Below are 17,671 nucleotides of genomic sequence, written 5' to 3'. Positions count from 1 at the left end.
CTATGCCATCCACCCAAAGCGCCGCGACAACCTCGACGTCGCGGCGCGCAAAGTCTTCGCCGGCCCAGCCGCCAATTCACTGTCGAAGCTGCCGCTCGGCCCCATCAACGCCAGAACGAGGCAGATACTGCCTGTATGGTCCAGCACCGGCGCGGCGAGCGTATTGATGCCCGGTACAGGCCGACTGAGCGCCGTGTCGATTCCATCCGCGCGGATTTGCGCGAGACGCTGCGCGTAGGCTTGCTTCAGCGGCGGCACTGCCGAGGCTGCGTTCGTATCGCCCGTCGCTTTACCTTTGCCCGCCGGCTTTCCTTCGAAAACGTCCGCCGCATCCGCTCCCGCCAACCGCAGATGATCCTGCGCGAGCAAACGCGCGCGCACATCGTCCGCGACATAGGCGGCGAACACGCGGCCGATCGCCGTATTCGCCAGCGACATTACCGTGCCGACCCGCAGGCTCACATGCAGCGGCCGCGCCGATTCCTCCAGGCGCACGACGGTCGGCCCGAGCGGCCCGAGCACCGCCATCGCGACGCTCATGCCCGTCGACGCCGCCAGTTCGACCACCTCGGGCTCCGCTTCACGCGTCGGCGACAAGCGTTGCAAACCGATCAAACCTAGTTCCAGCGCGAGCGGCCCGGCTTCGAAACAGCCCGACGCATCGCGATTGAGCAAGCCGATTTTCAGCAGACTTACCAGATGCGGAAACGCCTTTGCCGGCGGCATGCCCGCCGCGCCCGCAAGATCGCGCAGGTTCAACGGCCGCGCCGCCGCGACCAGCGCCGCCAACAATTCGCCCGTGCTATCGAGCGACTGGATGCCGCGCTGTGGTTTCGCATCAGCGGAGGAATGAGCTTGAGAGGTGTCGAGAGAATCGGTCACGATGCGGAAGAAGCGAGCAAGGAAGGGGCGATAGCCAGTTCGGCGCCGATGTCGCGCGCCGTCGCAAGCAGTGCACGCGCGATCGGACCGTCGGCGGCGACGTCGATCGCGCCGGTCGAGCCGATCACCGTCAGCGCCAGCGCCAAGCGGCTGTCGGCATCCAGCACGGGCGCGCTCAGGCTGCTGATGCCCGGACTCGGCACATCCACGCTGTACTCCAGGCCGCGCGTGCGGATCGCGTCCAGCGTGGCTGCAAAGACGGCGCCTTCGTCGGGCGGCGTCATGGCATTGCCGATCGCGCCCGATTGGTTTGCCCACATTGCGTCAAGCATCTCGCGCCGCGAATAAGCGCAAAACACCCGCCCCGTCGACGTAGCCGGCAGCGACATCACCGTGCCCACATGCAAATTGACGTGCAACGGAAAGCCCGCATGTTCATAGCGAACGATAGTTGGCCCTTGCGGCCCGGCAATGCAGATTGCGACGCTGAAGCCGACCGCTTCGGCCAACGCGGCCACGCGCGGCACGGCGGCGCGAAACGCCGGCTGGTTTTCCAGATGCAGCAAACCGAGCCGCAGCGACAGCGGGCCGGGCTCGTAACGGCCCGACAGTTCGTCGCGCTTGATCAAACCCAGCCGGCTCAAGCTCACCAAATAAGCATGCGCCTGCCCCGGCGCGATCTGCGCCGCGCTGGCGAGGTCGGAGAGAGCGAGCGGCGTGCGCGCCTGCGCCAGCGCCAGCAACACGCGGCCGCCCACTTCGACGCTCTGAATGCCGCGCTGCGTCTTGCCGCCGTCCGCCGTCTCACTGCCGCCCGCGCCTTTGCCCGTGGCCGATTTCGCTGCTTTGCTCACACCCGCGCTCGTCCGTGAAAAAGGGTCCATGTTAACCGAAGGCCCGTGCCTTCCAATCCTCATCTTAGGCTTCGCGGGATTTGCGTATAGCGATGCATTTCGCTATTGACAAATAATCGGACGCCGTCCTAAGATGCATTCACCCCGACATACCGGCGCAGTCATAGAGTCAAGAAACGGGGCGAGACAATCCTGCAATACCGTCAGCCCGCGCGGCCTTCGCGCAGCCGGCCGTCTCGCCTCACGTCCAATTTTTGAGGGAGACAAGCATGGCAAAGGCATTCGCATCCCAGGCCGATCTGGAAGTCAAGAAAGTCACGTGGACCAAGCTATCCGAGAACGCCTACGCGTACACCGCCGAGGGCGATCCGAACTCGGGCGTGATCATCGGCGACGACGGCGTGCTGATCGTCGACACCACCGCCACGCCGGCCATGGCGCAAGACCTCATCGCGAAGATTCGCAGCGTCACGGATAAGCCGATCAAATACGTCGTGCTGTCGCATTACCACGCGGTGCGCGTGCTCGGCGCGTCGGCGTATTTCGAGGAAGGCGCGCAGGAAGTGATCGCGAGCCGCGGCACGTACGAGATGATCGTCGAGCGCGGCGAAGCGGACATGAAGTCGGAAATCGAACGCTTCCCGCGTCTGTTCGCCGGTGTCGAAACGGTGCCGGGCCTGACGTGGCCGACGCTCGTGTTCGAAAAGGAAATCACGCTGTTCCTCGGCAAGCTCGAAGTGCGCATCGCGCATCTCGGCGCGGGTCATACGAAGGGCGATACGGTAGTGTGGCTGCCGTCGCAGAAGGTGCTGTTCTCGGGCGATCTGGTCGAATACGACGCGGCCTGCTATTGCGGCGACGCGCAGCTCGAACAATGGCCGGCCACGCTCGAGGCATTGCGCGCGCTGAAGGCCGACAAACTCGTGCCGGGCCGCGGCCCCGCGCTGACCACGCCGGAAGACGTCGACAAAGGTCTGGACTACACGAAAGATTTCGTCACCACGCTGCTGCAACAAGGCCGCGAAGCCGTCGAACAGAAGCTCGATCTGAAGGCCGCGATGGAACACACGCGCAAGGCCATGGATCCGAAGTTCGGTCACGTTTTCATCTACGAGCACTGTCTGCCGTTCGACGTGTCGCGCGCTTTCGATGAAGCAAGCGGTATCACGCATCCGCGCATCTGGACCGCGCAGCGCGACAAGGAAATGTGGGACGCACTGCAAGCCTGATAAGAACAGACGCACAGCAAGACGAGCCAAAGCGGAGAAGGACGGAGACACAAGATGAGCATCAACTACCAGACGCTGTCGTTCGAATACCGGCCGTGCCGTGAGCAGAGCGCACAGGGCGGCGCGAACCAGGCGGCCTATCCGGTGATCGTGGTCGGCGCGGGCCCGGTGGGTCTCGCCACCGCGATCGATCTCGCGCAGCAGGGCGTGCCGGTCGTGCTGGTCGACGACGATTGTTCGTTGTCCACGGGATCGCGTGCGATCTGCTTTTCGAAGCGCTCGCTCGATATTTTCGATCGCCTGGGGTGTGGACAGCGAATGGTGGACAAGGGCGTCAGCTGGAATGTCGGCAAGGTGTTCCTGAAAGACGAGTTGGTGTACACGTTCAATCTGCAACCGGAAGCGGGCCACAACCGGCCCGCGTTCATCAACCTGCAGCAGTACTACGTTGAAGGTTTCCTGCTCGAACACGCGCAGGAGATGCCGAATCTCGAGATCCGCTGGAAAAGCAAAGTGGTCGGCGTGCGGCAAGATGGTACGCCCGGCACGCGCGACGCCGGCGTGACGCTGACAGTCGACACGCCGGATGGCGAGTACGCATTGCGCGGCCGCTACGTGGTCGCCGCCGACGGCTCGCGCAGCCCGATCCGCAATTTGATGGGACTCGACAGCAAAGGTGTGACGTTCAAAGATCGTTTCCTGATCGCCGACGTCAAGATGGAAGCAGAATTTCCGACTGAACGCTGGTTCTGGTTCGATCCGCCGTTTCATCCGAATCAATCGGTGCTGCTGCATCGTCAGCCGGATAACGTGTGGCGAATCGATTTCCAATTAGGCTGGGACGCCGATCCGGTGCTGGAAAAAACACCGGAGCGCGTCATCCCGCGTGTGCGCGCGTTGCTCGGGCCTGACACGAAGTTCGAGCTGGAATGGGTCAGCGTGTACACGTTTTCGTGTTTGCGCATGGAGCGCTTCCGGCACGGCAACGTGCTGTTCGCCGGCGACTCAGCGCATGGCGTGTCGCCGTTCGGCGCACGGGGCGCGAATAGCGGCGTGCAGGACGCGGAAAACCTCGCATGGAAACTGGCGATGGTGCTCGAAGGCAAAGCCGCGGATGCCTTGCTCGACACCTATGCAAGCGAACGCGAATACGCCGCTGATGAAAACATCCGCAACTCCACGCGCTCCACCGATTTCATTACGCCGAAGAGCCCTGTCAGCCGCGTGTTCCGCGATGCGGTGCTGAAGCTCTCACGGCGTCATCCGTTTGCGCGGCAATTGGCCAATAGCGGCCGGTTGTCCGTGCCGGCGGTGTTGCGTGATTCTCCGCTGAATACAGCGGACTGTGACGAGTTTGAAGGGGCGATGGTGCCGGGCGCGTCGTGCGTCGATGCACCGGTGCAAGTCGCGGCGCAACCGGCATGGCTGCTGCAGCAACTCGGCCAGCAATTCACCGGCGTGCTGTTCTGCGGCGAACAAGGTGTCGATCAGTCGATTCAGGCCGCGTTGGACACGTTGCGTGCGGGACCGATTTTGTTGAAGCTCGTCGTGGTGACGTGTGGCGATCCGCAGGCCGTTGCGTCTACGGGCGCGCAACTCGTGCACGATATCGAAGGGCTGGCTCACTCACGCTACGACGCAAAGCCCGGCACGTTCTATCTGATCCGTCCGGACCAGCATGTTTGCGCGCGTTGGCGGCAACTCGATGCCGGTGATGTCGGGAATGCGTTGAAACGCGCGTTGTGCGCTGAAGGTACCGCTTGAATGAGCGGCGAAGGCCGCTCGCGGCATCAGCGAAAAAATGGCTGGAGACAAACATGACACTCAACACGCAACCGAATCTCGCCCGCCCCGATGATTTCTACGAGGCATTGATCGATATGCATCGCGACCTGGACGATGCGCAGAGCCAGTCGGCCAATGCGCAATTAATCCTGCTGCTCGCCAATCATATCGGCGATCACGCCACGCTGATCGAAGCGCTGCGGCATGCCCGCGAGGGCGCAACCGACATGCCGGCGCGAAATGGTGAAACGCAGCCGCTAGCCGCTTAAGCACCTCGCGTGACCAAAAATTATCTTTGCGTAAGGCAAACGTCGGGAGACGTCGATAGTAACGATTTGTTGCACGCGCTTCCTCTAAAACTCGGGGTTGATAACCCGTGACTTCTCTCCCTTTTTTCTTTCCGACTATCGGATTCTTCTTAGCAAAGCGGCTGGTGCGCTGCCTCATACTAGGTGGCTTGTTGAGCTAGGATGCATAGGGTGTGACGTTCCGGTGGGCCACATTGTTTCGTGCCGGCGCACCATGTCCTCGTGCGTTGCCGGCGGGAAATTTCCCGCGTTCGGCTAAAAAGAGACACGAGATGAAATTGTTTTTGATAAGCGACCTTGTCGTTCAGGAGTTGGCGTCGATGAAAGTCGACGGAAAATGGCTTTCTCCAGCGCTGTTTGCCGAATCGGCGTTGCTCTGGATCAACCATTACGCGCCCGGTCTGGACGTGCCTGAAGCCTTTTTTTCCGAAGTCGAGTGCGAAGTGCTGCAGATAGCCACGCAACTCGCGGTCAAAGAATTGGCGGCAGTCGAAGATTCGCCGTTATCGCAGTTATTCGGCGACTATCCCACGGTGAATTACGCGCATCCGTTGAGCGCGAAAGCGTTGGCCGCGACGCTTGCAGCATGCCGCGAAAAAATCTCGAGTGGTTCTGAGACGGCATCGTCGAGTGACGCATTCTGGTCGCGACAGTTCGCGAGCTGTGTGAAGAACGCGCCGCAGCATCTTGGGTGTCACCCCACCCTTTGTCAGTTGATGGGCCATGTCAGCGATAATTCGAAGACATGAAGCGTCGCTGAAGATCGAAGGCTTCGGACGTTATATCGGGTAGAGTCGCGGCTATGCGTCCGCGATTCCTATCACGTCCGAACCATGCATTCCATTGACCCTGTTCCTCTGCCTCACGACGGCCCGCCCGACATTGCGTTGTGGCGGATCGACATCGACTTCACTGCGTCGCTCGACGCATCTGCCTTCGCCTCCCTCAGCGACGACGAACGCACCCGAGCCCGTCACTTTCGCCGCCATGAAGACGCGTTGCGCTTCGCCAGCGTGCGCGCCGCGCTGCGTGAAGAGCTCGCGCGGCGGCTCGACATTGCAGCGCACGCCGTGCGTTTTGCGCTCGACGCCAATCACCGCCCTCATCTCGCGGATTCGGATCGCTTCGATTTCAATGTATCGCATGCGGGCGCGCACGGGCTGATCGCGATGTCGCCGGTTCGGCGCGTCGGCGTGGATATCGAGCAGCGCAGCGACAAATTCGATTGGCGTTCGATCGCGGCCTTGACGCTCGGCGAGGAAGAGGCCGCGTGGATCGCACGTCTCGACGCGGGACAGCAGAGCGCTGCGTTTTACGACGCGTGGGTCGCCAAGGAAGCGCTCGTTAAAACGACGGGCGTGGGCCTCACGCGCGGGTTGCAGCATCTGAGAGTGCTGCCGCGTGAAAGCACCTGCGTGACGCTGCGCGAACAGATTCCCGCGGATATGCGCGGTGTCGCCGCACGCTGGCTCGCCGCACCGGACGCCTACGCAGCGTGCGTAGCGTGGTCGGTGACCACATTGCGGCAAGCGCAAAAAGACTCAGCGACCTAAGCGTTGGCCTGCCCGAACGCCAAAGCCTTCGGCCAGCCGAACGTATGCACGTGGGTGAGCGGCTGCGTGGCCGGCTGCGCAAGCGCGACCGCCGCGCGAATCTTGCCGGCCATCGGGATATCGAGCACATGCCAACGGCCATGTTCTGCGAGATTGAGCGCACCGGTTGCGGTGTGGCTGAACAGCAGTTCGATATCGATGTCGAAGGGCGCGTAGCGCAGCGCATTACACAGACTGCCGTAGCGAGCGCGCCGCCGCGAGGCTTCCGGCGTTTCGTCGGGCGCCGCGCCGGGCGAGGGTACGACGACGCTCAATCCCAGCGTCGCCGATGCAACGCCGATCACGATCCAGATGCCGCCGTACGCGATATCGATCGTTATACGGCGGCCGTCGCGAGGATGACGCGCCTGCAACTTCTCGTTGCCGTCGTCTCGCAGATCCACTGCGTTCGGCTCGCAGTCGAACAGATTCCCGACGATCCAGCGCACCACCACGCGCGCACTGATAAAGCGTTTGCGCAACGCGGCGTTCGGATGCAGCCGCGCGCGCTCACGTTCGCTCTTCGACAACCAGGTATCGCCTTCCTGCACGGGCACCGGCAGCCATTCGCAGCGGAATCGCCAAAGATGCAGTTCGCCTGCGCGCGGCGCGGCGACGTTGCACGGATAGCTGCGCGTAAGCGGACGGCACAGGAAGGCGGCGGCGGGAGGTGCGACGCTGGCGGGCTGCACGCCAGATTCGCCGGCGCTGCGTTCAGCGGCGACTGCGCGTGACTCGCGGCTGCCGCGCTCAGGCGAAGTCGCCGGGCAAGCCTGGTCCAGTTCCAATGACATAGGCCTGCTTCCTCAATGCATGTAGGTGACGCGCCGCGCTTGCACGTCGAGTTCGACGCCGGCGTCGAGCAGGTCGATGGCGAACCAGCGAATCAGCTTCAGGACGCCGCTCACCGCGGGCGCGGGAAGCCACTCGTTCAGCAGGCGCAAGGCCGCGCCGCTATGCGTTTTTTGCAGCAACGCGATGGTTTGCAGAATCACGGCTTCGTCCTTGCCGAGGTCGCTCGCGCAACGGCAGCGCATATCGAGCGGACGATACGACACGCGCATCAGCGAACGCATCAGCAGATCGAAGTGTTCGATGCCGTCCTGCCGCAGACCGACGGCGCTGAGAACGTCGCGCCAATGCACGCCGCCGCGCGCCGTTTCGCAAGCGGGCCGCAGCCATGTGCGCACGGCGCTCAGGACGGTGCGATCGGGCGCGTTGGCGGTGTCGGTCGGATGATCGTCGATCAGTTCCGGACGGCTGCTGTGTTGAGAGCGAAAGTTCATCGATGCTCCTGAATGGACACGGTCCAATGAATCGCGCCGGCCGGATGGGACGGGTGCCGCGTCGCAGGCCAGCGCTTGTCGCGTGCGACGGATGGGCGATGACGCAGAGCCTGCGTCGGGTGCTTATGCGTTGGTCGCGGTTACCGCGGCGTTTGCTTCAGCTTTGAGCCGGCTGCGTCGGCTGCCATTCGCGCACGTGCGCGCTGCGCGCCGCACGCGCCGGTGCTTGCCCCAGTGTTTTCGGCGTGCCGACAAAGAGGAAGCCGAGCAGCCGCTCGTTCGCAGCGAAACCCAGCGCGTCGTGCAGGCGTGCTTCGTAACTGTCCGGTCCGGTGGACCAGAAGCCGCCGTAGCCGAGCGCGTGGATCGCGTTGAGCATGTTCATTGCCGCCGCGCCGGCAGCCAGCAGCTGCTCGATCTCGGGCACCTTGGGATGCGCCGAGATCGCCGCGCCGAGCGCGATCACCAGCGGCGCCGCGAATGCTTTCTGCCGGCGATGCGCATGCGCCGAACGCGGTTCGTCCGGTGAGCGGGCGCTGGCGAGGTCGACCAGCACGTCGCCGAGTGAGCCGCGCGCGTCGCCGCGAATCGTCACGAAGCGCCAGGGACGCAGATTGCCGTGATCGGGTGCGCGCAAGGCGGCGTCGAAAATCAGGTCGAGTTCGGCGTCCGCCGGGCCGGGCTCGGTCAGCGGCCATTGCGATTGACGCGACAGCAGAACGTCGAGCGCCGCCGAAGCATGCGGGCCGGCGCCAGTGGCAGGCTTGGCCATCGCTGGGCGCGGGCTTTCGGTTTCGGGGCGGCTGATGTCTAGCGTCGTCATGATTTTGGGTTCGGCGGATGGTATGGGCTGAATGATGAGCTAATTCTCGCGTAAATGCAAATCATTCGCATTTAGAAAATGTTCTCTTGGTTGGGTTTAGCGTCTGTCCCGCGCTCTGCCAAACGCGGGCGCTACCCGAGCCGCGCGCGGCAAGCCGTTCACGCAACTAACGGTCAACCCCGCCCGGCGTCCGCGGATATTATGACGAAGTGCCGAATTCAGCCTTCTGGCAAAAGCGGCTTGCGGCCTCCTTGCCCACTTTCGCTCGCCCATGCCGACAAAAACACTCGACGCCGCATCGACTTCCGAGGCTACCGAAGCAGCGCAACGACTCCCCACGCTGATGCTCGCCGCGTCTCTATCGCTGGGCAGCGCGATCGCGCTCGGCCTCGCCCGCTTCGCGTACGCGCTGCTGTTGCCGTCGATGAAACTCGACCTCGGCTGGAGTTTCGCGCAAGCCGGCGCGATGAATACGGCCAACGCGTTGGGCTATCTGCTCGGCGCGCTGGCTTTCCCGCGCCTTGCGCGCCGCTGGTCGGCTGGGGCATTGTTCGGCGGCGGTTGCGTGGCGACCGCGCTGCTGATGGCAGGCAGCGGTCTGCTTGCCGACACGAACGCGCTGCTCACCTTGCGCGTGATCACCGGCGTGAGCAGCGCGGCGATCTTCATCAGCGGCGGCGTGTTGGCGGCGCGGCTTGCATCGGCGAGACCGCACGATGCGGGGCTCGTCCTCGGCTTGTATTACGGCGGCACTGGGTGGGGCATTGTGGCGTCGTCGCTGCTGGTGCCGCTGACTATTTTCAACGTCCCGCACGGCTGGCAATTCGCATGGTTCGCACTCGCGCTCGCGTGTGCGGCGCTCGCGGCGGTGGCCGTCGGCGCGGCGCGAAAAGTCGAACGCGTGCACGCGATGGCGTCGTCGGCCACGCAATCACACGCCGCCGCCGATGCACCCCGCTGGCCGCGATTCAGTCTCGCGCTGGCGGGCTACACGCTGTTTGGCGTCGGTTATATCGGCTACATGACGTTTATCGTCGCACTGCTGCGCAATGCGGGCATGAGCGCGGCTGTTGTCACGTGCTTCTATCTGTTGCTCGGCGTGGCGACCGTGATCTCCGCGCGACTGTGGTCGGGATTGCTGGATCGCATGCGCGGCGGCCAGGCGCTCGCGGTGCTGAACACTTTGCTCGCGATCGCGACATTGCTGCCCGCGCTGTTCACGCAGCCGTGGGTGGCGTTCGTGTCCGGTGTGTTGTTCGGCGCGACGTTTCTTTCCGCCGTGGCGTCGACCACGGCTTTCGTGCGCCACAATCTGCCCGCGAGTCATTGGGCCAAGGGCATCAGTGCATTCACGATCGTGTTTGCGTTCGGGCAGATTGTCGGGCCGATGGTGATCGGCTGGGTCTCGGACGGCGCGGGTCTCGCACGCGGGCTGGTCTATTCCGCGCTGCTGCTCGCGGCGGGCGCGGTGCTGGCGGCGTGTCAGAAAGCATTGCGCCGAACATAAGTCCGCGCATTCAGCCCCGGACGCTGCACGCTTTTCACACCTGCACGGACGGGATGCTCTTCATGCAACGCAAGGCGAACATCGAGCGGCTATGACGGATGCCGGCGATCTTGTAGAGCTTCTCACGCAGAAAACGCTCGTAGCCCGCCGTGCCGTCGACCGCAACCTTCACCAGATAATCGTAATCGCCCGACACGAGATACGCCTCCAGCACTTCGGTTAGCGTCGCCAGTTCGGCGCCGAAGCGGGCGAGGGCGTCGTCGTCGTGACGGTCGAGCGTGACTTCGAGCAGGACGATGTCCGCGAAGCCGAGCTTCTGCTGATCGAGCAGCGCGACATAGCCGCGGATATATCCCTCGGTTTCCAATTGACGCGTGCGATTCCAGCATGCGGTGGTCGACATGCCGACCAGTTCCGCCAATTCGGCATTGCTCAGACGCGCGTTCTTTTGCAACTCGCGCATGATCTTGCGATCCTGATTGTCGAGCGGGCGATTTCGGATGGTCGTGGCCGTCACTGGAAGTTTCTCCCTGAAAATCGCATTCTAAAGGAAGATCGTCCCGGCATCGAGTGAGAAGTCCGTTGCTTTAAGAAGCCTATCCAGCCGGCGTCCCGGTATATTTTCAGGGTGCATTCATGCCCGGGACAACCGTCCGGGCCGCGGGCCTCGCGCCCGCAGCCTCGCGCGGCCACAAGCTGCCGTCCGGTGTCTCGCCGTCTTTCACAGGAAGGACGGCACGCGGGCGAATTGCGGCGTCACCAGCGCCGCAAGACGCGCTCGCCGGGCGTGGATGCATGTTCCCGCTCGATGCTTGTCAACAAGACCGTCCGCGCGACTGGCGCCGCCGCCCCGCATAGATTGAGGTGGTGCATTGGCAAGCGACATGCGGCCGCTCGATCAACCTCGTTTGGTCGGCGCTTTGGCCGCACTCTGTACAGCGACACTGCGATAGACGTCGCGGCAAAATTGCATGCCGCCTTGTTGCGTGCCGTTGACACCCGCCGCGATGCGCACCGTTCCCTCCACATGCTGAGGCGCGGGTGGATTCACGATAGCGGCGTCGATCGCGAACGGATCAGAAGGCGACGCGCGCATGATGCCAATGCCCTTGATCGTCACGTTAAGGCAAGGGTCGGGGAGTTGCGCAGCGTGCCCGGCCGCGACGTCGAACTGGATGTTCAACGTCCATAGACCCTCGTGAATATCCTGATGAATAATGACGGCCTTCACCACGTCCTGGTGTGACAGCGTGTACTCATTGCTTGCCATCGGTCCCTCCTCGCTCGTACGCATGCGGAGCGTACGTGTGCAGAAATGGCAATTTGCGCGGACTAGGAAAGGTTAGTTTTACGCGCCATCGCTTGCGGTACAAGCGGAAAGATGCGTGCGTCCATACATCGGCAAAACGAGCATCGCATAGACGCACGAAAGGCGACGCCCGGACGCTGGCGTCGCCTTTCGCGCCGTAGCCGGTAGGGCTGCGGCGCGGTAGAACGGAACCCCCGATCAACCGCGCTTGCGAGTATGTAGCAACGATTAATGGAAGATGAGGTACAGGATGACCAGTACGATCAACGGGACGCCAAGCAGCCAGCCGAGAAGGTAAGGCATGATGTGATCTCCTTTCGTATCGAGGTTGGAATACGAAGTTGATTCAGCATCCGGCGTGCCTGACGTGGCGCGCACTCGGCGCTTGGGGATTGTCGTATCTCGCGCCGTTATCGGCGGGCGTTACCGTGTGCCGTCTCCATGCCGATCAAGCGGAACTCGACGGCATGGAGATCATGCTCAAGGGCGGCCAAATGGGCGACGCGGATCTGTTCGAGCGACTGCTCGACGGCAACGGCTAACCGTTGTCGGCGAAACCGGGATAGAGCGTCATGCCGCCATCGACGAACAACGTCGTGCCGACCACGTAGTCGCTTTCATCCGATGCGAGCCAGACGGCCGCCTTGCCGATGTCGTCCGCTTCGCCCACCCGCCCGTAGGGAATCAGCTTCAGTAGTTTCTGCAACGCGGTTTCGGTGTCCCACGCGTCCTTGTTGATCGGCGTGCGGATTGCGCCCGGTGCAATGGAATTGACGCGAATGCGTTCGGGCGCAACCTCCTGCGCGAGCGATTTCATGAACATCTGGATACCGCCTTTGGACGCCGCGTAATTGACGTGGCCCGCCCACGGAATGACTTCGTGAACCGAGCTCATGCAGATGATCTTGCCGAGCGCTTTGGACGTTGTGGTCGGGCCGCGTCGCCGAAACTCTTTCACGGCCGCCTGTGCCGTCAGGAACTGACCGGTGAGATTGGTCGCCAGCACCTGTTGCCAGTCGTCCAGCGTCAGATCGGCAAATGCATTGTCTTTCTGCACGCCCGAATTCGCGACTACGATATCCACGCTCCCGAAACGCGCGCGGCATGCCGCGAACATCTTCTCGACCTGCGTGGGATCGGCGACGTCGGCCTGAACCGCGAGAGCGGCGCCGCCAGTTTGCTCGATCTCGGCGGCGAGTTGCTCGGCCCCTTCGGCATGTGAGTGATAGTTCACGACGACGGCCGCGCCCGCGTCCGCGAGCGCTTTGGCGACGCCGGAACCAATGCCCGAACTGGCGCCCGTGACCAGAGCGACCTGATTCGCGAGTAACTTTTCCATTGCTGCTCCCAGGGTGACAAGATAGGGATGTGCATCGACCCTCGACATAGTAAGGCCGCCGGATATCCGTGCAGCGAACTGCGCGGATATCCGGCGGCCGACCCGCTTTCAAGCAATGCGGGTACTACGCAACGCCATGGCAATTAAGGCTATATGACGCCGACGACCAGCAACACGATCACCACGATCACGACGAGTCCGAGACCGCCGGTGGGACCGTAACCCCACGCGCGGCTATGCGGCCACGTGGGGAGCGCACCGATGAGGAGAAGAATCAGCACGACTAGAAGAATAGTTCCCAACATATGAATGACCTCCGCCTGGTTGATTGGATCTGCCTTCACGACAGCCGCGCAAGCCCCGCATGGCGAGTGTTCTTGCGAAAGGCAGTATCGGTGTCACTGCTGAGCAAGCCGCGTGCCCACGGCGAAAAGTCGAGACGGAGGCGGCTTGGAACCGTCACACCGCCGTGTAGCGGGCGGTGCTGATACGCGACGCAATCAAATCCCCGACGAAGGCGACAGCGAGCGCAACCGCGCCGCAAGTGAAGATCAACGCGTAGTCGTTATGCGTATGCGAGAAGAGGTACGAGTACCCATAGCCGCCGAGCGCCTGGAACAGCGCGAAGGCTGTCGTCGCGCGACTCCATGCGGCTCGTTGTTCGGTGTGATCGTGTGGCACAAGTTCATGAATGCGGCCGAGCACGAGCGGCACGATGCCCGGTGTGAAGATGCCGAGAATCACGGTCGATGCAGCCAGCACCAGCGTGCTGCCCGAGAACGCGAGCATGGCGACGGCGGCCGCTTGCAGAATCAGTCCGACGCGATAGGCCTTGCCGAAGCCGATGCGGTCGGCCACGTTGCCGCAGATCACCGGGCCGGCGGTTGCAGCGAGACCGTACAGCACCCAGTAGTCCGCGCCGATAGCGGCGCCGCGTCCCAGGCCGCGAGCGATATAGTCGACGAGCAGCACCATCGCCGGGACAAGGCCGAGTGCGTTTGCCGCGTATTGCGCGTACAGCACGCGAAGCGTCAAGCCGTGAGGGCGCACTGCGTGATGCGTACCGGAAGGCGCGACCGGCGCGGGCGGATTGGTCGAAGGCCAGCCGAACCAGCTCACCGCGGTCAACACCAGGGCCACGACGCCAAGACCGATCCACGTCGTTTGCAAACCATAGTGCAGCAGTTTTGGAATCAAGGTGCCGGACGCCGCGATGCCGAGACCGAGGCCAAGAAAGATCATGCCGCTCACGAAGCCACGCCGTGGCACAGGAATGTGCGGAAGAATCGACGTCGCCACCAGCACCATGATTGCGCCGCCGGAAATGCCCGACAACAAGCGCCACGCGAAAAACCAGCTCACCGAAAGCGGATACGCGCAGGCGAAGAAGGCGGCGGTCACGACCGCCATCAGCAGGCGCAACGCGCTGCGGTTCGACAGTACGGATGCGAGCGGACGGCCGATCAACGCGCCGACCAGATAGCCGGCGAAGTTCGCCGCGCCGAGCGTTACCGCTTGCGACGAGGTGAACCAATGCGCCTGGATCAGCGAGGGAATCAAAGGCGTGTACGCGAAGCGCGCGAGCCAATGGCGACCAGACTGCCGCACAGACCCGCGAGCGTTGCGAAGAGCGCGCGGGCATCGAGTGAGACTGGACTATCTGACGTTATCGGAGCAGCGGACATGACGGTTCCTTTACCGGTGCGCGCGCTGATGGCGGCGCTGCCGGATGTCGGTGGGAAAACGAAGGGGCGCGCCTTGTCAGGCGCGTGGCTCAGGCGTCGGAGCGGGTCGCCGGTAGGGCAGGCAAACCAAGCAGCAGCAACACAGGCGCGATTGCGCCGACAAGCAGCGCTTGTTGCGGATCGACTCGCGCGAGAACGCGAACGCCAATCAACGTGGTCAGCAGGTGAGTGGCGGCGTCGTCGGCGGAAACGACGGTGGTGATTTCACCGCTCTCGCTGGCCGCAATCATGCGACGGTAGAAAAACCCGCGCATTTCAGCGAATTCCATCGCGACGATTTCACGGAATGCTTCGTCCTCCGATGTGGTTTCCAGCGCCGAGTTCACCAGCATGCAGCCGCGCTGCGCGGGATCGGCAAGTGTTCGCTCGAGGATCTCGTGGAAGAACATCGTCACCGCTAATGCCGGCGATACGGTCCGCTCCAGTCTTCTGATCCGTTCGCGCAAAGTGTGCTCGAGATAATGCTCGAGCGCGCGCAGATACAGCGTGCGTTTGTCGCCGAACGCGTTGTAGAGACTCGGCTGCGTCAGCCCGGTCGACTTGACCAGGTCGCGCGTGGAGGTCGCCTCGTAGCCCTTGGTCCAGAAGGCCGCGCTGGCGGCTTCCAGCACCTCGTGTTCGTCGAATTGGCGGGGTCTTGCCATGGTGAATGTCCTTCCAGCGTCGCAGACGACAGGTTCTGTATCAGTCGATATAGAAAGCGATTATATATCGAGTGATACAGAACGCAAGAAGAACATTTGAGGATGGACGGCGGCGCGCCTAGAGCACGCTGCGGTGCGGCGGAAGGGCGTCGGCGGACGGTTGCCCATCCGGCGCGAGTTCCGTTTCCGGATAGCTGATGCGCACGGGCGGCACGAACCAGGCGAGGCACAGACCGATCAACGCGGCGGCGCCGGCCACCAGAATGCCGATGTGAATGGACTGCACCAGCGCCTCGCGCGCGGAGCGCATCATGGCGTCGCCCGACTGGCCGGCACTCACCAGACGATTGATCAGCGCGGCCTGTTCCGCGCGATCCACCAGCAACTCGGGACTGGCGAAGGACTTGAACCACTGCGTCGCCTGATAGGAATCGAGCGAGCGATGCACCCCGCGCGAATAGAGGTGGCCGAGCAACGCGCCCGTCATCACCGTGCCGAGCATGCCGCCGAACGTCCGCAGCGATTGAAGCAGCGCGGTGGCCGCGCCGACATGGTCCCGCCCGACGATCTGCTGCGAGCAGACGGTCAGGCTGGTCGCCACCAGACCGAGGCCGAGCCCGCTGATGCCCATGCACGAAGCCCACACCAGATGAGGTTCCGTGCCGCGCAAGACGACCACGCTCAGACAGGCGAGCGCGGACAGCGCAAAGCCGACATACATGATGCCGTTCGCGCGGCGGACTCGTGTGACGATACGATTGTTGAGCACGCTGCCCACGGTTGTGCCGAGCAACAGCGGCGTGATCAGCATGCCGGAGTCATGCGCGGACATCGCGTAGCCGCCCTGGAACAGCAGCGGCACATAGAACACCAGCGAAAAGAGCGCGAAGCCGCCGAGCACCGACATCGCGAACAACGCGGAGAGCTTGCGGTCCATCAGCATGTCGACCGGCACGATCGGATAGCCGATGCGCCGCTCCCATAGCCAGAGAATCAGTCCACACGTCACCGCTACGACGGTCAGCACGATGGTAGTCGTATCGACGCCGCGCCTTGGAAACAGTTCGATCAGCACTTGCAGTGAGCCGAACGTAACCGCGAGCACGAACGCGCCGAGCCAGTCGAGCCGCACGGGACCTTTGCGCCGCAGGTGAAGCAGCGGTGGCAGAAAGCGCTGCACGAACAGCAGCGAGACGAGCCCGACCGGCACGTTGACGAAAAACACCAGCCGCCAGCCGCCATACTGCGTCAACATTCCGCCGAGCGTCGGCCCGACCATGTTGGACACGCCGAAGGCGGACGTGACGAACACGAGCCACCGCAGCCGCAGTTTCGGATTCGGGAACAGATCGGCGACGGTGGCGAACACCGTGCCGATCAGAATGCCGCCGCCAATCCCTTGCAGTCCGCGTGAAACCACCAGCAACAACATGCTGCTGGCAAAGCCGCATAACACAGAGGCGCCGGTGAACAACAGGATCGCCGCGATCAGGAACCGCTTGCGGCCAAACAGATCGCCTAGCCGCCCAAAGATGGGAATCGTGATCACGGAGGCCAGCATGTACGATGTCGCGACCCACGCGTACAGGTCGAAGCCCTTCAGATCGGCGACGATGCGCGGCAGCGCGGTGCCGACGATGGTTTGATCCAGCGCCACCAGCATCGCAAGCAGCGATTCGCGGAACGGCAGCAGTTGCCCGCTCGGAGGCGGCGCGGTGAACCCGGTGCTCATGGCGTACTTACTTGTTGCCCGCGGCCATATGCTTGCCGAGCGCGGCGCCCAGGTCTTCGTCGGTCAGGGCCGGGGAGATGTCCATCGTGAGCAGGTCGCCCCATCCGAGCGCCAGCGCCGCGATCGCGCGCGTGTCGTCGGCCTCCACGATAGCAACACCGCGCAAGCCGCCGATAGCATGCCAGCGTCCCAGCAATTTGACGCCGTCCGGCACCTGGCCGCCGGTCTTCATGAAACGTTCTATGACGGAACCCTCTGCGGTCGGCAGACCGTTCCATAGGACGATAAATTTCATTGCGTTCCTCCAATCCGTGAATGGCGATGCCGGCTCGTGGCGCGCTGCCATCGTCGCTTATGGGTACGGCGCGTCGCGGATGCGGTGCGTCGTGTTCAGTTCTGCGCCAGCAAGCTGTCCGGATAGTGCGTGCTATTGGCGGACAGCGAAGAAAACCACGTGGCGTCCTAAGCATCATAGGTGAGCGCAGGGCGGGCGGCGTCGCCGCGTGCGGACATTCGCCAGGCTAATTGCACAAGCCAACTTTCATGGCGAAAAAGCGGAGATCGCTGTCGCCAGAGGGGAATATTTCGTAGGTCGTTTGCGTTAACGGGTTGCGGCACTGCGCTTCTGCCGACAAC

At 63.2% G+C, this 17,671-nt stretch carries 18 protein-coding genes and 2 pseudogenes; 7 read left to right on the top strand and 13 right to left on the bottom strand.

The window, feature by feature from the left end:
• Positions 1-882: an IclR family transcriptional regulator gene (locus B0G73_RS06000; RefSeq protein WP_106278876.1), complete on the bottom strand. Its 882-nt coding sequence runs from the start codon at positions 880-882 to the stop codon at positions 1-3.
• Entirely contained in the window at positions 879-1,766 is an 888-nt protein-coding gene (locus tag B0G73_RS05995) for an IclR family transcriptional regulator (RefSeq protein WP_106278873.1), read from the bottom strand. The genes B0G73_RS06000 and B0G73_RS05995 overlap by 4 nt, the downstream gene beginning before the upstream one ends.
• A 239-nt stretch (positions 1,767-2,005) precedes the next feature.
• Here B0G73_RS05995 and B0G73_RS05990 point away from each other — a divergent pair, with 239 nt between their 5' ends.
• From B0G73_RS05990 to B0G73_RS05970, 5 genes are all read left to right on the top strand, one after another.
• On the top strand, positions 2,006-2,965 hold the full coding sequence (locus tag B0G73_RS05990) for an MBL fold metallo-hydrolase (protein ID WP_106278872.1): 960 nt from the start codon (positions 2,006-2,008) through the stop codon (positions 2,963-2,965).
• A gap of 54 nt (positions 2,966-3,019) precedes the next feature.
• Entirely contained in the window at positions 3,020-4,729 is a 1,710-nt protein-coding gene (locus tag B0G73_RS05985; RefSeq protein ID WP_106278870.1) for an FAD-dependent oxidoreductase, read from the top strand.
• 53 nt (positions 4,730-4,782) lie between these two features.
• Positions 4,783-5,019: a DUF2783 domain-containing protein gene (locus tag B0G73_RS05980; protein ID WP_106278868.1), complete on the top strand. Its 237-nt coding sequence runs from the start codon at positions 4,783-4,785 to the stop codon at positions 5,017-5,019.
• A 212-nt stretch (positions 5,020-5,231) separates the two neighbouring features.
• Complete coding sequence (locus B0G73_RS05975) at positions 5,232-5,807, top strand: hypothetical protein (RefSeq protein WP_181196500.1); 576 nt, start codon at positions 5,232-5,234, stop codon at positions 5,805-5,807.
• An 84-nt stretch (positions 5,808-5,891) separates the two neighbouring features.
• Complete coding sequence (locus tag B0G73_RS05970) at positions 5,892-6,611, top strand: 4'-phosphopantetheinyl transferase superfamily protein (RefSeq protein WP_106278862.1); 720 nt, start codon at positions 5,892-5,894, stop codon at positions 6,609-6,611.
• Here the strand turns inward: B0G73_RS05970 and B0G73_RS05965 are convergent.
• The 3 genes from B0G73_RS05965 to B0G73_RS05955 all read right to left on the bottom strand — a co-directional run bounded on the left by B0G73_RS05965 (position 6,608) and on the right by B0G73_RS05955 (position 8,759).
• A complete protein-coding gene (locus B0G73_RS05965; protein WP_106278860.1) occupies positions 6,608-7,444 on the bottom strand; it encodes a hypothetical protein in 837 nt (278 codons plus the stop codon). The two genes, B0G73_RS05970 and B0G73_RS05965, sit on opposite strands and share 4 nt — an antisense overlap.
• A 12-nt stretch (positions 7,445-7,456) precedes the next feature.
• On the bottom strand, positions 7,457-7,936 hold the full coding sequence (locus B0G73_RS05960) for a hypothetical protein (RefSeq protein ID WP_106278857.1): 480 nt from the start codon (positions 7,934-7,936) through the stop codon (positions 7,457-7,459).
• Positions 7,937-8,093: 157 nt separating this feature from the next.
• A complete protein-coding gene (locus B0G73_RS05955; protein WP_106278854.1) occupies positions 8,094-8,759 on the bottom strand; it encodes a nitroreductase in 666 nt (221 codons plus the stop codon).
• A 271-nt stretch (positions 8,760-9,030) separates the two neighbouring features.
• On the opposite strand from B0G73_RS05955, the gene B0G73_RS05950 reads away from it, so the two are divergent.
• Complete coding sequence (locus tag B0G73_RS05950; protein WP_106278851.1) at positions 9,031-10,266, top strand: YbfB/YjiJ family MFS transporter; 1,236 nt, start codon at positions 9,031-9,033, stop codon at positions 10,264-10,266.
• 34 nt (positions 10,267-10,300) lie between these two features.
• Here B0G73_RS05950 and B0G73_RS05945 read toward each other — a convergent pair whose 3' ends face one another.
• On the bottom strand, positions 10,301-10,783 hold the full coding sequence (locus tag B0G73_RS05945) for an Lrp/AsnC family transcriptional regulator (protein ID WP_106278848.1): 483 nt from the start codon (positions 10,781-10,783) through the stop codon (positions 10,301-10,303).
• Positions 10,784-11,164: 381 nt separating this feature from the next.
• Positions 11,165-11,536, bottom strand: a complete 372-nt coding sequence (locus tag B0G73_RS05940; RefSeq protein ID WP_106278845.1) for a hypothetical protein — start codon at positions 11,534-11,536, stop codon at positions 11,165-11,167.
• A gap of 410 nt (positions 11,537-11,946) precedes the next feature.
• Here B0G73_RS05940 and B0G73_RS05935 point away from each other — a divergent pair.
• Positions 11,947-12,117, top strand: a pseudogene (locus tag B0G73_RS05935) (nucleotide-binding domain containing protein); the annotation flags it as partial.
• Here B0G73_RS05935 and B0G73_RS05930 read toward each other — a convergent pair.
• The 6 genes and pseudogenes from B0G73_RS05930 to B0G73_RS05905 form a co-directional block, all read right to left on the bottom strand.
• Positions 12,114-12,914: an SDR family oxidoreductase gene (locus B0G73_RS05930; protein WP_106278842.1), complete on the bottom strand. Its 801-nt coding sequence runs from the start codon at positions 12,912-12,914 to the stop codon at positions 12,114-12,116. The pseudogene B0G73_RS05935 and the gene B0G73_RS05930 overlap by 4 nt on opposite strands.
• Positions 12,915-13,063: 149 nt before the next feature.
• Positions 13,064-13,219 (bottom strand): DUF3309 family protein, encoded by a 156-nt coding sequence (locus B0G73_RS05925; protein WP_012429014.1) that lies wholly within the window; start codon positions 13,217-13,219, stop codon positions 13,064-13,066.
• A 154-nt stretch (positions 13,220-13,373) separates the two neighbouring features.
• Positions 13,374-14,599 (bottom strand): annotated as a pseudogene (locus B0G73_RS05920) (YbfB/YjiJ family MFS transporter).
• A gap of 89 nt (positions 14,600-14,688) precedes the next feature.
• The gene (locus B0G73_RS05915; RefSeq protein WP_106278839.1) at positions 14,689-15,303 is read right to left on the bottom strand and encodes a TetR/AcrR family transcriptional regulator; all 615 of its coding nucleotides are present in this window, start codon (positions 15,301-15,303) and stop codon (positions 14,689-14,691) included.
• Positions 15,304-15,421: 118 nt separating this feature from the next.
• The gene (locus tag B0G73_RS05910) at positions 15,422-17,035 is read right to left on the bottom strand and encodes an MFS transporter (protein WP_106278836.1); all 1,614 of its coding nucleotides are present in this window, start codon (positions 17,033-17,035) and stop codon (positions 15,422-15,424) included.
• A gap of 7 nt (positions 17,036-17,042) precedes the next feature.
• The gene (locus B0G73_RS05905) at positions 17,043-17,330 is read right to left on the bottom strand and encodes a DUF3303 domain-containing protein (RefSeq protein WP_106278833.1); all 288 of its coding nucleotides are present in this window, start codon (positions 17,328-17,330) and stop codon (positions 17,043-17,045) included.
• Positions 17,331-17,671: the final 341 nt, after the last annotated feature.

Origin of the sequence: Paraburkholderia sp. BL25I1N1 (assembly GCF_003002025.1) — a bacterium.
Lineage (GTDB): Bacteria > Pseudomonadota > Gammaproteobacteria > Burkholderiales > Burkholderiaceae > Paraburkholderia.
The sequence above is the reverse complement of the archived record's forward strand: the minus strand, read 5'-3'. Positions and strand labels throughout refer to the sequence as shown.